General features: G+C 55.0%; 14 protein-coding genes. 12 read left to right on the top strand and 2 right to left on the bottom strand.

The window, feature by feature from the left end; all coding sequences use genetic code 11:
* Positions 1 to 9: 9 nt before the first annotated feature.
* The gene (gene gppA, locus MX657_RS21555) at positions 10 to 1,494 is read right to left on the bottom strand and encodes a guanosine-5'-triphosphate,3'-diphosphate diphosphatase (RefSeq protein ID WP_119917183.1); all 1,485 of its coding nucleotides are present in this window, start codon (positions 1,492 to 1,494) and stop codon (positions 10 to 12) included.
* Positions 1,495 to 1,500: 6 nt separating this feature from the next.
* Complete coding sequence (gene rhlB, locus MX657_RS21550) at positions 1,501 to 2,769, bottom strand: ATP-dependent RNA helicase RhlB (protein ID WP_346806760.1); 1,269 nt, start codon at positions 2,767 to 2,769, stop codon at positions 1,501 to 1,503.
* A 144-nt stretch (positions 2,770 to 2,913) separates the two neighbouring features.
* Here rhlB and trxA point away from each other — a divergent pair, with 144 nt between their 5' ends.
* From trxA to wecG, 12 genes are all read left to right on the top strand, one after another.
* Positions 2,914 to 3,243 carry a thioredoxin TrxA gene (gene trxA, locus MX657_RS21545; protein WP_006179218.1) on the top strand — a complete coding sequence of 110 codons (330 nt, stop codon included), beginning with the start codon at positions 2,914 to 2,916 and terminating at the stop codon, positions 3,241 to 3,243.
* A gap of 344 nt (positions 3,244 to 3,587) precedes the next feature.
* Positions 3,588 to 4,847: a transcription termination factor Rho gene (rho, locus tag MX657_RS21540; protein ID WP_008501566.1), complete on the top strand. Its 1,260-nt coding sequence runs from the start codon at positions 3,588 to 3,590 to the stop codon at positions 4,845 to 4,847.
* A gap of 241 nt (positions 4,848 to 5,088) precedes the next feature.
* On the top strand, positions 5,089 to 6,192 hold the full coding sequence (gene wecA / locus MX657_RS21535; protein ID WP_080330358.1) for a UDP-N-acetylglucosamine--undecaprenyl-phosphate N-acetylglucosaminephosphotransferase: 1,104 nt from the start codon (positions 5,089 to 5,091) through the stop codon (positions 6,190 to 6,192).
* Between the two features lie 13 nt (positions 6,193 to 6,205).
* Positions 6,206 to 7,252 (top strand): ECA polysaccharide chain length modulation protein, encoded by a 1,047-nt coding sequence (wzzE, locus tag MX657_RS21530; protein ID WP_080330359.1) that lies wholly within the window; start codon positions 6,206 to 6,208, stop codon positions 7,250 to 7,252.
* Between the two features lie 56 nt (positions 7,253 to 7,308).
* Positions 7,309 to 8,439 carry a non-hydrolyzing UDP-N-acetylglucosamine 2-epimerase gene (gene wecB / locus MX657_RS21525; protein WP_080330360.1) on the top strand — a complete coding sequence of 377 codons (1,131 nt, stop codon included), beginning with the start codon at positions 7,309 to 7,311 and terminating at the stop codon, positions 8,437 to 8,439.
* On the top strand, positions 8,436 to 9,698 hold the full coding sequence (gene wecC / locus MX657_RS21520) for a UDP-N-acetyl-D-mannosamine dehydrogenase (protein ID WP_346806759.1): 1,263 nt from the start codon (positions 8,436 to 8,438) through the stop codon (positions 9,696 to 9,698). Before wecB ends, wecC begins: the two co-directional genes overlap by 4 nt.
* Complete coding sequence (gene rffC, locus MX657_RS21515) at positions 9,695 to 10,372, top strand: dTDP-4-amino-4,6-dideoxy-D-galactose acyltransferase (RefSeq protein WP_346806757.1); 678 nt, start codon at positions 9,695 to 9,697, stop codon at positions 10,370 to 10,372. Before wecC ends, rffC begins: the two co-directional genes overlap by 4 nt.
* Positions 10,373 to 10,376: 4 nt before the next feature.
* On the top strand, positions 10,377 to 11,507 hold the full coding sequence (gene rffA / locus MX657_RS21510; protein WP_080330363.1) for a dTDP-4-amino-4,6-dideoxygalactose transaminase: 1,131 nt from the start codon (positions 10,377 to 10,379) through the stop codon (positions 11,505 to 11,507).
* Between the two features lies 1 nt (position 11,508).
* Complete coding sequence (wzxE, locus tag MX657_RS21505) at positions 11,509 to 12,759, top strand: lipid III flippase WzxE (RefSeq protein ID WP_346806755.1); 1,251 nt, start codon at positions 11,509 to 11,511, stop codon at positions 12,757 to 12,759.
* Complete coding sequence (locus tag MX657_RS21500; protein ID WP_346806753.1) at positions 12,756 to 13,835, top strand: TDP-N-acetylfucosamine:lipid II N-acetylfucosaminyltransferase; 1,080 nt, start codon at positions 12,756 to 12,758, stop codon at positions 13,833 to 13,835. The genes wzxE and MX657_RS21500 overlap by 4 nt, the downstream gene beginning before the upstream one ends.
* A complete protein-coding gene (wzyE, locus tag MX657_RS21495; RefSeq protein WP_119917175.1) occupies positions 13,832 to 15,184 on the top strand; it encodes an ECA oligosaccharide polymerase in 1,353 nt (450 codons plus the stop codon). Before MX657_RS21500 ends, wzyE begins: the two co-directional genes overlap by 4 nt.
* Before the next feature lie 12 nt (positions 15,185 to 15,196).
* The gene (gene wecG, locus MX657_RS21490) at positions 15,197 to 15,937 is read left to right on the top strand and encodes a lipopolysaccharide N-acetylmannosaminouronosyltransferase (RefSeq protein WP_119917174.1); all 741 of its coding nucleotides are present in this window, start codon (positions 15,197 to 15,199) and stop codon (positions 15,935 to 15,937) included.
* The last annotated feature ends 21 nt before the right edge of the window (positions 15,938 to 15,958 follow it).

The raw sequence follows: 15,958 nt of genomic DNA, 5'->3' as shown, positions 1-15,958 counted from the left end.
TTCAGCGTATTACTTCACCTCAAGCACCCAGTGCACATAGCTCTGCCACTGGCACTCCTGCTCGATCATCTCTGCCCCTAACGGGTGATTATCAATCCAGTTTTCCGGCAGCGTCAGCGCCAGCTTCTCATCATCGGCTACCAGATTAATAGCTGGAAGCAAATCATCGCGGCGGCGGCTGGCAAACAGAATCGCCAGACGCAGCAGGCGGCACAGATGCTCGGCCACGCGCGGCGGTACGGCATTCTGCTGATGCAAAGAGGAGAGATCAACGGCGTTGGTCTGGTTCAGCAGCAGCGTTGCCAGCAGCTTTTTCTGTGCGGGCGTGTAGCCCGGCAAATCCAGGTTACGCACAAGATACGCTGCGTGAGCCGGCGCCTGTTTAAAATCAATACTGAGCCCCACCTCATGCAGCGCGCAGGCGCTCAGCAATAAATCGCGGCTCAGATGATCGAGATCCCAGGCGTTAGCAACCTGGTCGGCAAAGCGTGATGCCAGCTGCGAGACGCGTCCAGCCTGATCGATATCAACCAGAAAACGACGCTGGACGTTGCGCAGCGTACGGTTGCGGATGTCCTGATCCACCGACAGATGCAGCATTCCGTAGACCAGACCTTCGCGCAGCGCACCGCCAGCCAGAGTCATACACTGGATATTCAATTCGGTGAATATGGCGATCAGAATGGCCAGCCCGCTTGGGAAGACCAGCGCGCGTTCCAGCGTCAGGCCTTCAATTTCCAGCTCTTCCAGGCGTCCGCACTGAATGGCTCGCTGTTTAAGCTGCTGAAGTTTGGCAAGCGTGATCCGCTCGTCCATGCCCTGCGCCATCATGATTTCCTGCAGAGCCTGCACGGTACCCGAGGCACCCACGCAGACTTTCCAGCCGTGATAGCGCAGTTCGTCCATCACCGGGCGTAATACTGCGCGCGCGGCATTTTCTGCCTCGTCGAAGTTCTCTTTACACAGATTCCGGTCGGCAAAGTAACGTTCAAGCCAGGTCACGCAGCCCATCGACAGGCTGAACAGCGACGTCGCCTGCGCGCCGGTGCCGGTGACCAGTTCGGTACTGGCACCGCCGATATCCACTACCAGACGGCGATCGTCTCCGCCCGTCGTGTGGGCAACCCCCTGATAGATCAGGCGGGCTTCTTCTTCACCGCTGATGACCTGGACCGGGCACCCCAGAATTTCCTGCGCTTTGGCAATAAAATCTACGGCGTTAACCGCCAGTCGGAGCGTCGCTGTGGCGACGACGGTGATTTGGGCATGCGGGATATCCTGCAGACGCTCAGCAAAGAGACGCAGGCACTGCCAACCACGTTCCATGGCTTCAGGTGAGAGGTAGTTATCGCTGCTCAGGCCCGCCGCGAGGCGGACCTTGCGTTTAATGCGCGTCAGCGTTTGTATGCTTCCCGCCACCTCACGCACAACCAGCATATGAAAACTATTCGAACCGAGATCAATTGCCGCATAGAGCGAGGTGGAGCTGAGCATAATGTATTAACCTGAACGACGACGATTACGCGGTGCGCCGCCTGAACGACGCGGACCATTGCCGGAGCGTGGGCGGGTAAGACGCTTAGGCGGCGGCAGTTCGCTTAACAGCGCTTCCGGATTGTATTTGCTCTGCGGAATAGAGTGACCGATGTAGGTCTCAATGGCTGGAAGATTCAGCGCATACTCTTCACACGCAAGGCTAATAGAGTGACCGCTTGCGCCCGCACGACCGGTACGACCGATACGGTGTACGTAGTCTTCACAGTCGTCTGGCAGATCGTAGTTAAAGACGTGCGTTACGGCTGGAATGTGCAGACCACGAGCAGCAACGTCGGTTGCGACCAGAATATCGAGATCGCCACGGGTAAATTCTTCAAGAATACGCAGGCGTTTTTTCTGCGCCACGTCGCCGGTCAACAGGCCAACACGGTGGCCGTCTGCAGCCAGATGGCCCCAGATGTCTTCACAGCGGTGTTTGGTGTTCGCGAAGATAATGGCGCGATCCGGCCACTCTTCTTCGATCAGTGTTTGCAGCAGACGCATTTTCTCTTCATTGGAAGGATAGAAGAGCTCTTCTTTAATGCGGTGGCCCGTTTTCTGCTCAGGCTCCACTTCCACATATTCCGCATTGTTCATCTGCTCGAACGCCAGCTCGCGTACGCGATAGGAAAGGGTGGCAGAGAACAGCATGTTCAGGCGCTGATTAGCCGGCGGCATGCGGCGGAACAGCCAGCGGATATCTTTAATGAAGCCCAGATCGTACATACGGTCAGCTTCATCAAGCACGACAACCTGGATGGCGCCGAGGTTAATGTGATTCTGTTTGGCGTAGTCGATAAGACGGCCGGTGGTACCGATCAGGATATCCACGCCGCTTTCCAGCACTTTCAGCTGTTTATCGTAGCCGTCACCGCCATAGGCCAGGCCAAGCTTCAGACCGGTAGCCTGTGCCAGGGGTTCAGCGTCTGCGTGGATCTGTACCGCCAGTTCTCGCGTAGGGGCCATAATTAGCGCGCGCGGCTGGTTAACTTTGCGGTCGACAATCGCTGGGTGAGAAAGTAAATAATGAAACGTTGACGTTAAAAACGCCATCGTTTTGCCGGTACCGGTTTGCGCCTGCCCTGCAACATCGCGACCGGCCAGCGTCAGCGGCAGGGCGAGAGCCTGAATTGGCGTGCAGTTATGAAACCCTTTTGTTTCAAGGGCTTCGATGACTTTTGGGTGCAGGGCGAAGTCGGAAAACTTCTGTTCTGTTAAATGTGTTTTGCTCATAGTGTGGTAGAATATCAGCTTACTATTGCTTTACGAAAGCGTATCCGGTGAAATAAAGTCAACCTTTAGTTGGTTAATGCGACATCAACACGTCGTTGGTGAAGACAAAACCAACGTACCAGGCTTATTCCTGTGGAGTTATATATGAGCGATAAAATTATTCACCTGACTGACGACAGTTTTGACACGGACGTACTTAAGGCTGACGGGCTGATCCTCGTCGATTTCTGGGCTGAATGGTGTGGTCCTTGCAAAATGATCGCCCCGATTCTGGATGAGATCGCTGACGAATATCAGGGCAAACTGACGGTTGCCAAGCTGAACATCGACCAGAACCCGGGCACCGCGCCAAAATACGGTATCCGTGGCATCCCAACCCTTCTGCTGTTCAAAAACGGCGAAGTGGCTGCGACCAAAGTGGGCGCGCTGTCCAAAGGTCAGCTGAAAGAGTTCCTGGACGCTAACCTGGCGTAAGGTTTCTCCGCTGTGCGTCCAGAGCCCCCGGCTAAATGATGTGGAACTCTGGACGTCCGGCTGAAGTCGTGCTAAGTTAGCTATGACTTCGTTTTAAACATATCTGTTGTTTGAATCTTGTTTTACCCGATACTTCCCGTTGTTGACATGAACAATGCGTGAAGTGGCTAAATTCCGGGCTTGTCACTCAATCCGTCTTGTCGTTTCAGTTCTGCGTTCTTTCCCTGTGACCAGACAGCGAACAGACATGAGGTGATGGCCGCTAAACAGGCATGGATGACCCTGCCATACCATTCACAACATTAAGTTCGAGAATCACCCCGAGTTTAAGAACCCACACCATTATGAATCTTACCGAATTAAAGAATACGCCGGTTTCTGAGCTGATCACTCTCGGCGAAAATATGGGGCTGGAAAACCAGGCTCGTATGCGCAAGCAGGACATCATTTTCGCCATCCTGAAGCAGCACGCTAAGAGTGGCGAAGATATCTTTGGCGACGGTGTGCTGGAGATATTGCAAGACGGATTTGGTTTCCTCCGCTCTGCAGACAGCTCCTACCTCGCCGGCCCTGACGACATCTACGTATCCCCTAGCCAAATCCGCCGTTTCAACCTCCGCACTGGTGACACCATTTCAGGTAAGATTCGTCCTCCTAAAGAGGGTGAACGCTACTTTGCGCTGTTGAAAGTCAATGAAGTTAACTTCGACAAGCCAGAAAACTCGCGTAACAAGATCCTCTTCGAGAACTTAACGCCGCTGCACGCGAACTCCCGCCTGCGCATGGAGCGTGGTAACGGTTCTACTGAAGACTTAACCGCACGTGTTCTGGATCTGGCATCGCCAATCGGTCGCGGCCAGCGTGGTCTGATTGTGGCACCGCCGAAAGCGGGTAAAACCATGCTGCTGCAGAACATTGCGCAGAGCATCGCCTACAACCACCCAGACTGCGTGCTGATGGTGCTGCTGATTGACGAACGTCCGGAAGAAGTCACCGAGATGCAGCGTCTGGTTAAAGGTGAAGTGGTTGCTTCAACCTTCGACGAGCCAGCATCTCGCCACGTTCAGGTTGCGGAAATGGTTATCGAGAAGGCGAAACGCCTGGTTGAGCACAAGAAAGACGTGATCATCCTGCTCGACTCCATCACCCGTCTGGCGCGTGCCTACAACACCGTGGTGCCGGCGTCCGGTAAAGTGCTGACCGGTGGTGTGGATGCTAACGCCCTGCACCGTCCAAAACGCTTCTTCGGTGCTGCACGTAACGTGGAAGAGGGCGGTAGCCTGACCATCATCGCAACGGCGCTGATCGATACTGGTTCTAAAATGGACGAAGTGATTTACGAAGAATTTAAAGGTACAGGTAACATGGAACTGCACCTCTCTCGTAAGATCGCAGAAAAACGCGTCTTCCCGGCTATCGATTACAACCGTTCCGGTACCCGTAAAGAAGAGCTGCTTACCACACAGGAAGAGCTGCAGAAAATGTGGATCCTGCGCAAAATCATCCATCCAATGGGTGAAATTGACGCGATGGAGTTCCTCATTAACAAACTGGCGATGACCAAAACCAACGACGACTTCTTCGACATGATGAAGCGCTCGTAACGCAAATAAAGCCAGCGAACGCCACGTTTTTACGTGGCGTTTTTCTTTTATGGGCTATACGCTAGTACCGCCTACTCCCAATTTTGACCGGTCAGTGCGACAATAAGATAATTCGCACAGTAAAAACATTAATAGCTTGAATAATAAACAAATGGAACTGTAAGAGGTTTGCTTTATAACTTCAGGCTCAGCGCCTTGATGGTTATACTTCCTTGACTAACATTTGTTGAGAACATCCATTGTGAACCTACTTGATACGTTTACTGAACTAACCAGTATTTTCTTATTTACCACCTGCTTTTTGTTTCTGGCACGTAAGGTGGCGAAATATCTGGGCTTAGTGGATAAACCTAATTTCCGTAAGCGTCATCAAGGCATGATCCCTTTGGTTGGGGGGATCTCTGTTTTCGCAGGCATCTGCTTCACGTTTGCTATCGCGGATTACTATATTCCGCATGCCAGGCTGTATCTCTCTTGCGCCGCGGTTCTTGTCGTGATCGGCGCGCTTGACGATAGATACGACATTAGCGTCAAAATTCGCGCCTTTGTTCAGGCCGCTGTCGCTATTGCAATGATGGTGTTTGCAAAACTGCATTTGAGTAGCCTGGGCTACATTTTTGGTTCCTGGGAGATGGAGCTCGGCCCGTTCGGCTATTTTCTGACGCTGTTTGCCGTGTGGGTGGCGATTAACGCCTTCAACATGGTTGACGGTATTGATGGTTTGCTGGGAGGCCTATCCTGCGTCTCATTTGCCGCCATTGGTTTTATTTTATGGTTCGATGGGCAATATAGCCTCGCCATGTGGTGTTTCGCCATGATTGCGGCCATCCTGCCTTATATCCTGTTAAATCTCGGCGCATTGGGCCGACGCTATAAAGTCTTCATGGGCGATGCGGGTAGCACGCTTATCGGCTTTACTATCATTTGGATCCTGCTGGAAACCACTCAGGGCGATGTACATCCCATCAGTCCGGTAACGGCATTATGGATTATCGCCATCCCCTTAATGGATATGGTTGCGATTATGTATCGCCGCCTGCGTAAAGGGATGAGTCCATTCTCTGCTGACCGTCAGCATATTCATCATTTGATCATGCGAGCCGGATTCACTTCCCGGCAGGCATTTGTGCTTATTACGCTGGCGGCTGCTATTCTAGCGGGTATTGGCGTGACGGCGGAATATACGCACTTTGTGCCTGAGTGGGCCATGTTGGTATTGTTCTTGCTAGCATTTTCTCTCTACGGCTACTGCATTAAGCGCGCATGGAAAGTGGCGCGATTCATAAAACGTATTAAGCGCAGGATGCGACGTAACAGTGGCAAAAACACAACATTAACTAAATAAAACCGGGACTATGATGACTCAACCGTTGGCGGGAGCGAAATCAGTGGTAATAGAGAATGAACTGGACATTCGGGGTTTGTTTCGCGTGTTATGGGCAGGCAAACTTTGGATAGCGGGGATCGCGCTGGGGTTTGCACTGCTGGCGCTGGCCTACACGTTCTTTGCAAAACAAGAGTGGAGCGCCACGGCAATTACGGACAGACCAACGGTTAATATGCTCGGAGGGTACTACTCCCAGCAGCAATTCCTGCGAAACCTGGATATTAAAGCCAACCTTGCCACCCCGGACCAGGCTTCCGTTATGGATGAGGCCTACAAAGAGTTTGTGATGCAGCTGGCCTCGTGGGATACACGCCGCGATTTCTGGTCCCAGACGGATTACTACAAACAGCGTCGGGTTGATAACACCAAAGCCGATGCTGCGCTGCTGGACGATCTGATTAACAACATTCAGTTCATGCCGGGCGATGCGCTGCGTAACGTCAATGACAGCGTCAAGCTGATTGCGGAAACCGCGCCGGACGCCAACAACCTGTTGCGCCAGTACGTTGCGTTTGCCAGCCAGCGTGCCGCAAGCCATCTGAATGAAGAGCTTAAAGGTGCCTGGGCAGCCCGCACTATCCAGATGAAGGCGCAGGTCAAACGTCAGGAAGAGGTGGCAAACGCCATTTTTGCGCGCCGCGTCCATAACATCCAGCAGGCGCTGAAAATTGCGGAACAGCACAATATTTCCCGTACCGAGACGGATGTCCCGGCTGACGAACTGCCTGATTCGGAAATGTTCCTTCTTGGTCGCCCTATGCTGCAGGCGCGTCTGGAAAACCTGCAGGCCGTTGGGCCTGATTTTGACCTCGACTACGATCAAAACCGCGCGATGCTTAATACGCTTAATGTCGGCCCATCCCTGGACCCGCGTTTTCAGACCTATCGTTATTTGAGAACACCTGAAGAACCTGTAAAACGCGACAGTCCGCGCCGCGCATTCCTGATGATCATGTGGGGGATTGTGGGCGCACTCGTTGGTGCTGGCGTGGCGTTAACGCGTCGTCGTACAAACTAAGAACGCCGTTTACAATGAAGGCTGCGGCCTTCATTGTCTAATCGAAGAGAATCGATGTGAAAGTACTTACCGTATTTGGCACCAGGCCGGAGGCCATTAAGATGGCGCCTCTGGTTCATGCGCTGGCCAGCGATCCTGATATTGAAGCGAAGGTCTGCGTTACGGCTCAGCACCGTGAGATGCTCGATCAGGTCTTAACCCTCTTTTCCATCGTCCCGGATTACGATCTCAATATTATGAAGCCGGGACAGGGATTGACGGAAATAACCAGTCGCATACTGCAGGATCTCAAGCCGATCCTGGAATCATTCAAGCCTGACGTTGTCCTGGTACATGGTGATACCACGACAACGATGGCAACAAGCCTGGCCGCGTTTTACCAGCGTATTCCCGTCGGCCATGTTGAGGCGGGTCTGCGCACCGGCAATCTTTATTCTCCGTGGCCGGAAGAGGCCAACCGCACGTTAACGGGCCATCTGGCGATGTACCACTTTGCGCCAACGGAAAACTCTCGTCAGAACCTGCTGCGCGAAAATATCGCCGATAACAAAATCTTTGTGACCGGCAATACGGTCATTGACGCGTTAATTTGGGTACGCGATCGCGTACTGGAAAACAGCGATCTGCAGGAACAACTTGCCGCCCGCTATCCGTTCCTCAATAACGGCAAAAAAACCATTCTGGTGACTGGCCACCGTCGCGAAAGCTTTGGTCGGGGCTTTGAGCAAATCTGCCACGCGCTGGCTGAAATCGCCGCGCAAAACGACGATGTGCAAATTGTCTACCCGGTACACCTTAATCCTAACGTCAGCGAGCCGGTCAACCGTATTCTGGGCCACGTCGAAAACGTTCTGCTGATCGAACCGCAGGACTACATGCCGTTTGTCTGGTTGATGAACCACGCCTGGCTGATCCTCACCGATTCCGGCGGTATTCAGGAAGAAGCACCCTCGCTCGGCAAGCCGGTGCTGGTGATGCGCGAAACCACTGAACGCCCGGAAGCGGTTAAAGCGGGGACGGTGCGTCTGGTCGGCACCAACGCGCAGCTCATCGTCGAAGAGGTCACGCGCCTTTTGCAAGACGATGAAGCGTATCAGGCGATGAGCCGGGCCCACAATCCTTATGGCGACGGGCAGGCTTGTGGCCGTATTTTGCATGCACTTAAACACAATCGGGTATCGCTATGAGTTTTACTACCATCTCTGTCATTGGTCTTGGCTACATTGGCCTGCCTACTGCGGCTGCGTTTGCCTCTCGTCAAAAACAGGTTGTCGGTGTGGATATCAACGCACGGGCGGTAGAAACCATTAATCGTGGCGAAATTCATATTGTGGAGCCCGATCTTGACCGCGTGGTGAAAGAGGCGGTTGATGGCGGCTTCCTGCGCGCCAGCACGACGCCGGTGGAAGCGGATGCGTATCTGATTGCCGTTCCAACGCCCTTTAAAGGCGACCACGAGCCCGATATGGTCTACGTCGAGGCGGCGGCAAAATCCATAGCTCCTGTGCTGAAGAAAGGGGCGCTGGTGATTCTGGAGTCGACTTCTCCCGTCGGCGCTACCGAGCAGATGGCGCAGTGGCTTGCCGACGCGCGTCCTGATTTACGCTTCCCACAGCAGGCCGGCGAGCAGGCGGATATCAACATCGCCTACTGCCCGGAGCGCGTGCTGCCGGGGCAGGTGATGGTCGAACTGATTAAAAACGACCGAGTGATTGGCGGCATGACGCCGGTCTGTTCTGAACGCGCCAGCGCGCTGTACAAGATTTTCCTGGAAGGCGAATGCGTGGTGACCAACTCACGCACCGCCGAGATGTGCAAGCTGACGGAAAACAGCTTCCGTGACGTTAACATCGCCTTTGCTAACGAACTGTCGCTGATCTGTGCCGACCAGGGCATTAACGTCTGGGAGTTAATCCGCCTGGCGAATCGCCATCCGCGCGTCAACATTCTCCAGCCAGGCCCGGGCGTGGGCGGCCACTGTATTGCCGTCGACCCGTGGTTTATCGTGGCGCAGAACCCGGCGCAGGCGCGTCTGATTCGCACCGCACGTGAAGTGAACGACAGCAAGCCTCACTGGGTGCTCAATCAGGTTAAAGCGACGGTAGCGGATTGTCTGGCAGAGAGCGGCAAGCGCGCCAGCGAGCTGAAAATTGCCTGCTTTGGTCTGGCATTTAAACCCAACATTGACGATCTGCGCGAAAGCCCGGCGATGGAAATTGCTGAAATGATTGCTGAATGGCACAAGGGCGAAACGCTGGTGGTTGAGCCGAATATCCATGAAATACCGGCAAAACTGGCGGGGCACTGTACGCTGACGGCGCTGGATGACGCGCTGGCGACAGCGGACGTGCTGGTACTGCTGGTGGATCATAAAGAGTTTAAAGCGACGTCCGGTGATACCGTGCGTCAGCAGTATGTGGTTGATACAAAAGGTGTCTGGCGTTGAGTGAACTCCACGGCGTGCTTGAGTCCCTTGAGTGGGAAAGCACATTTTTTGCCCGCCCTTCGGCGATAGTCCGCTGGCGCGAGAATGCGCCTGCCCTGCAGGAAGCTGATCTCAGCGCCTGGCAGCGCGTGCAGGCTAAGATCCCGGCGGAGCGTGCTGACCTGCTTGATGCGCTCCAGCAGCAGGGTTTTCAGCTGGTCGAAGGTGAGGTAGACCTTTCCATCACCATCACCCGGCACGATGCGTCCGGCGCGGAAATTGCAACGGAACAGGATATTCCTGTGCTGCGTCAGATGGCGGCCCGGGCGTTTGCGCAGAGCCGCTTTCGCACGCCCTGGTATGCGCCTGACGATAGCGGACGTTTCTATGCCCAGTGGATAGAGAATGCGGTTAAAGGCACTTTTGACCACGTCTGTCTGATTTTTCGTGCCGCGAACGGTCAGATCCAGGGATTTGTCTCCCTGCGCAAGCTCAACGAGCGCGAGGCGCGTATTGGCTTATTAGCCGGGCGCGGCATGGGTGAGAAACTCATGCAGGCGGCGCTGCACTGGGCGCAGCAGCAGCAGGTTGAGACGCTGCGTGTGGCGACCCAGGTGGGCAACACCGCCGCGCTTAAACGTTATATTGCGAGTGGTGCCAACATCGACGCCACCGCCTACTGGTTATACAGGTGACAAGATGATTCCATTTAATGCACCACCCGTTGTCGGAACCGAACTCGACTATATGCAGTCTGCCATGGGCAGCGGCAAACTTTGCGGTGACGGCGGTTTTACCCGCCGCTGTCAGCAGTGGATGGAGCAGCGTTTTCGCAGCGCCAAAGTGCTGCTGACCCCGTCATGCACGGCATCGCTGGAAATGGCGGCCCTGTTGCTGGATATCCAGCCCGGTGATGAAGTAATCATGCCGAGCTATACCTTCGTCTCTACCGCGAACGCGTTTGTCCTGCGCGGGGCAAAAATCGTCTTTGTGGATATCCGCCCGGATACCATGAACATTGATGAGACGCTGATTGAAGCGGCGATCACCGACAAAACGCGCGCGATTGTGCCGGTTCACTACGCGGGCGTGGCCTGTGAAATGGACACCATCATGGCAATCGCCAAAAAGCACAACCTGTTTGTGGTGGAAGATGCTGCGCAGGGCGTGATGTCCACCTACAAGGGACGCGCGCTGGGCACGATCGGCCACATCGGCTGCTTTAGCTTCCACGAAACGAAAAACTACACGGCGGGCGGCGAAGGTGGTGCGACGCTGATCAACGACCGGGCGCTCGTGGAGCGTGCGGAAGTGATCCGCGAAAAAGGTACTAACCGCAGTCAGTTCTTCCGCGGTCAGGTGGATAAATACACCTGGCGCGATATCGGCTCAAGCTACCTGATGGCGGATCTGCAGGCGGCATACCTGTGGGCACAGCTGGAAGCAGCGGAGCGAATTAATCTCCAGCGCCTGTCCCTGTGGCAAACCTATTACGATGCGCTTGAGCCGCTGGCAAAAGCCGGACGCATTGAGCTGCCAACGATTCCGGCTGGTTGCGTCCACAATGCCCACATGTTTTACATCAAGCTGCGCGATAACGACGATCGCAGCCAGCTTATTGCCTGGCTGAAAGAAGCCGAAATTATGGCGGTCTTCCACTATATTCCGCTGCACTCCAGCCCGGCGGGCGAAGCGTTTGGCACGTTCGCGGGTGAAGACCGTTACACCACGAAAGAAAGTGAGCGTTTGCTTCGCTTACCACTGTTCTACAACCTCGCGCCAGTTAACCAGCGTACGGTGATCAATACCCTTCTGAGCTATTTCGGCTGATATGTCTCTGGCAAAAGCATCAGTGTGGACCGCCGCGTCCACGCTTGTAAAAATTGGTGCCGGACTGCTGGTCGTCAAGCTGCTGGCCGTCTCATTCGGACCTTCAGGCGTCGGGCTGGCGGGCAACTTTCGCCAGCTTGTTACCGTCCTTGGCGTTCTGGCCGGTGCCGGTATCTTCAACGGCGTGACCAAATACGTGGCTCAGCATCACGATGATGCGGCTCAGCTGCGCAGAGTGGTGGGCACCGCGTCGGCAATGGTCACGGGCTTTTCGACCCTGCTGGCGATTGTGTTTCTGCTGGCGGCGGCCCCCATCAGCCAGGGGCTGTTCGGGCATTCCCATTATCAGGGGCTGGTGCGTCTGGTCGCGCTGGTCCAGATGGGCATTGCCTGGGCCAATCTGCTGCTGGCGCTGATGAAGGGTTTTCGCGATGCTGCCGGGAACGCGCTTGCCTTAATCCTTGGCAGCGTCATCGGCGTGATTGCCTATTACTTCTGCTACCGCCTGGGCGGCTATGAGGGCGCACTGCTGGGGCTGGCACTGGTCCCGGCGCTGGTTGTTGTGCCTGCGGCGTTCATGCTGATGCGTCGGGGCGTCATCCCTCTGAGCTACCTGAAACCGCAATGGGATAAGGTGCTTGCCAGCCAGCTGGGTAAATTTACCCTGATGGCGCTCATCACCTCCGTCACGCTGCCGGTGGCCTACGTGATGATGCGAAACCTGCTGGCGGCGCATTACAGCTGGGATGAGGTGGGGATCTGGCAGGGCGTAAGCAGTATTTCGGATGCTTACCTCCAGTTTATTACGGCTTCCTTCAGCGTTTATTTGCTGCCAACCTTATCCCGGCTGACGTCCAGGCAGGATATTACCCGCGAAATTTCCCGCTCCCTGCGTTTTGTATTACCCGCAGTGGCGGCGGCCAGTTTGACCGTCTGGTTATTGCGCGATGTCGCCATCTGGCTGCTGTTCTCGGCGAAGTTTGTTGCCATGTGCGATCTCTTTGCCTGGCAGTTGGTGGGTGATGTGCTAAAAGTGGGTGCTTACGTTTTCGGCTATCTGGTGATTGCGAAAGCCTCTTTGCGGCTGTATATCCTGGCAGAAATTAGCCAGTTTGCGTTACTGACGGCATTTTCACACTGGCTGATACCCGCGCACGGTGCGCTGGGGGCGGCTCAGGCCTACATGGCAACCTATATCGTTTATTTCGCTGCCTGCTGCGGCGTATTTTTATTGTGGCGTAAACGCGCATGACTGCACTGATTCACATCCTGGGATCGGACATCCCACACCATAACCAGACCGTTTTGCGGTTCTTCAATGACGAGCTGGCATCGGGCAATCCTGATGCACGCGAGTTTATGGTTGCAGGTCAGGATAAGGGCCTGAGCGCTGCGTTTCCGGCGCTGACAATCGCCTTCTGGCCGGATAAAGCCACGCTGGCGAAGGCGGTCATTGCCAAAGCTAAAGCGGATCGTGAGCAACGTTTCTTTTTCCACGGGCAGTTTAATACTGGCTTGTGGCTGGCACTGCTTAGCGGGGGGATTAAGCCCTCCCAGTGCAGCTGGCATATCTGGGGAGCCGATCTCTACGAAGTCTCCCGCGGCTGGAAATTCCGTCTTTTCTATCCGCTGCGCCGTATGGCGCAGGGAAGGGTGGGCTGCGTTTTTGCCACCCGTGGCGATCTGAATTATTTTACGAAGCAGCACCCGAACGTGCGCGGTGAGCTACTCTATTTCCCAACCCGTATGGATCCGGCGCTGAACACCATGGCAAATAGCGCGGTTCGCGACGGCAAGCTGACGATCCTGGTGGGGAATTCCGGCGACCGCAGTAACGAACATGTGGCCGCGCTCCGGGCGGTACACCAGCAGTTTGGCGACACGGTGAACGTGGTGGTGCCGATGGGGTACCCGGCTAACAACGATGCCTACATTGATGAGGTTCGCCAGCAGGGGCTTGTGTTATTTAGCGAAGAAAATCTGCACATTCTCAGCGAAAAGCTGGAGTTTGATGACTACCTTGCGCTGCTGCGAAAATGCGATCTTGGCTATTTCATCTTTGCCCGCCAGCAGGGGATTGGTACGCTGTGCTTGCTGATTCAGGCCGGTATACCGTGCGTGCTCAACCGTGAAAACCCGTTCTGGCAGGATATGGCCGAGCAGCATATTCCGGTACTGTTTACCTCAGACACGCTGAACATTGAGGTGGTACGTGAAGCACAGCGCCAGCTCACGCTGGTGGATAAAAATAGCATCGACTTTTTCCGTCCGAATTACCTCACGCCGTGGCATCGCGCGCTGCGTATCGCATCAGGAGACAACGCATGAGTCAGTTGCAGTTTAGCGGCTTGCTGGTTGTCTGGCTTCTGAGCACGCTGTTTATCGCCACGCTTACCTGGTTTGAATTTCGCCGGGTGCGCTTCAATTTTAACGTGTTCTTTTCGTTACTGTTCCTGCTGACCTTCTTTTTCGGCTTCCCGCTGACCAGCATTCTGGTCTTCCGTTTTGACGTGAGCGTCGCACCGCCGGAAATTCTTCTCCAGGCCCTGCTGGCGGCGACATGCTTCTATGCGGTTTACTACGTCACCTATAAAACGCGTCTGCGGCCCGCGCAGGCTGCTGCCCCGCGTCGGGCGCTCTTTACCATGAATCGGGTGGAGACCCACCTGACGTGGGTGATGCTCATGACCATCGCCCTGGTCAGCGTCGGCATCTTCTTCATGCATAACGGCTTCCTGCTGTTTAAGCTCCACTCCTACAGCCAGATTTTTTCGGCTGAAGTCTCAGGCGTGGCGCTTAAGCGATTCTTCTATTTCTTCATCCCGGCGATGCTGGTGATCTTCTTCCTGCGTCAGGACAGCAAAGCGTGGCTGTTCTTCCTGGTCAGTACCGTTGCGTTCGGTATTCTGACCTACATGATCGTGGGCGGTACGCGCGCCAACATCATCATCGCTTTTGCTATCTTCCTGTTCATCGGCATCATCCGCGGCTGGATCTCGCTGTGGATGCTGGTTGCGGCAGGCGTGTTTGGCATTGTGGGGATGTTCTGGCTGGCGCTGAAGCGCTACGGGATGAACGTGGCGGGCGACGAGGCGTTTTACACGTTCCTCTACCTGACGCGCGATACCTTCTCGCCGTGGGAAAACCTGGCATTGCTGCTGCAAAACTACGACAAGATTGATTTCCAGGGGCTGGCGCCGATTGTTCGCGACTTCTATGTGTTTATCCCGAGCTGGCTCTGGCCAGACCGCCCTGGCGTGGTGGTCAACACTGCGAACTATTTTACGTGGGAAGTGCTGAACAACCATTCGGGCCTGGCGATCTCGCCAACCTTGATTGGCTCCCTGGTGGTGATGGGTGGAGGCTGGTTTATCCTGCCGGGCGCGTGTGTCGTAGGGTTGATTATCAAGTGGTTTGACTGGCTTTACGTGCGCGGTAACGAAGAGACCAACCGCTATAAAGCCGCCATTTTGCACAGTTTCTGCTTTGGTGCCATTTTCAATATGATCGTCCTGGCGCGCGAGGGGCTGGATTCATTCGTTTCGCGCGTAGTGTTCTTCATGGTCGTTTTTGGCATCTGCCTGTTACTGGCCAAACTGCTGTACTGGCTGTTCGACAGCGCAGGGCTTGTGCACAAGCGCGAGCCACAGGGCAGCACAACGCTGTCGCAAGTCTGAGTAGGGAAAGTAATGACTGATAAAACTTCTGCACCGCGCTATGCGCTACGTAGCCTGCAGCTTATTGGCTGGCGCGACATGCAGCACGCGCTGGATTTTCTGTTTGCCGACGGACAGATGAAATCCGGTACGCTGGTCGCCATCAATGCGGAAAAGATGCTGGCGGTGGAAGATAACGCCGAGGTGAAAAGCCTGATCGAGGCGGCCGAATTTAAATACGCGGACGGTATCAGCGTAGTCCGCTCCATTCGTAAAAAGTATCCTGGCGCTAATGTTTCCCGCGTGGCGGGTGCCGATCTCTGGGAGCAGCTTATGGCCCGCGCTGGTGCGGAGGGCACGCCGGTGTTCCTGATTGGCGGTAAGCCTGAGGTGCTGGCCCAGACCGAAGAGAAGCTGCGTCGCCAGTGGAAAGTGAATATTGTCGGCAGCCAGGACGGTTACTTTAAACCTGAAGACCAGCAGGCGTTGTTTGAACGCGTTCGCGACAGCGGGGCGAAAATCGTCACCGTGGCGATGGGATCCCCGCGCCAGGAGATCCTGATGCGCGACTGCCGTCTGGTCAGCCCGGATGCACTTTATATGGGCGTTGGTGGCACCTACGATGTCTTTACCGGCCACGTGAAGCGCGCACCGAAGATTTGGCAAAATATGGGGCTGGAGTGGCTCTACCGCCTGCTCTCCCAACCCACCCGCATTAAACGACAGATCCGTCTGCTTCGTTACCTCACCTGGCACTATACCGGTAAGATGTAATCAAAATGTAGCGCGATATAC

This window comes from Enterobacter chuandaensis (assembly GCF_039718975.1).
Taxonomy (GTDB): Bacteria; Pseudomonadota; Gammaproteobacteria; order Enterobacterales; family Enterobacteriaceae; genus Enterobacter; species Enterobacter chuandaensis.
Note: the sequence above shows the minus strand (reverse complement) of the source record. Positions and strands in the feature narration are given on the sequence as shown.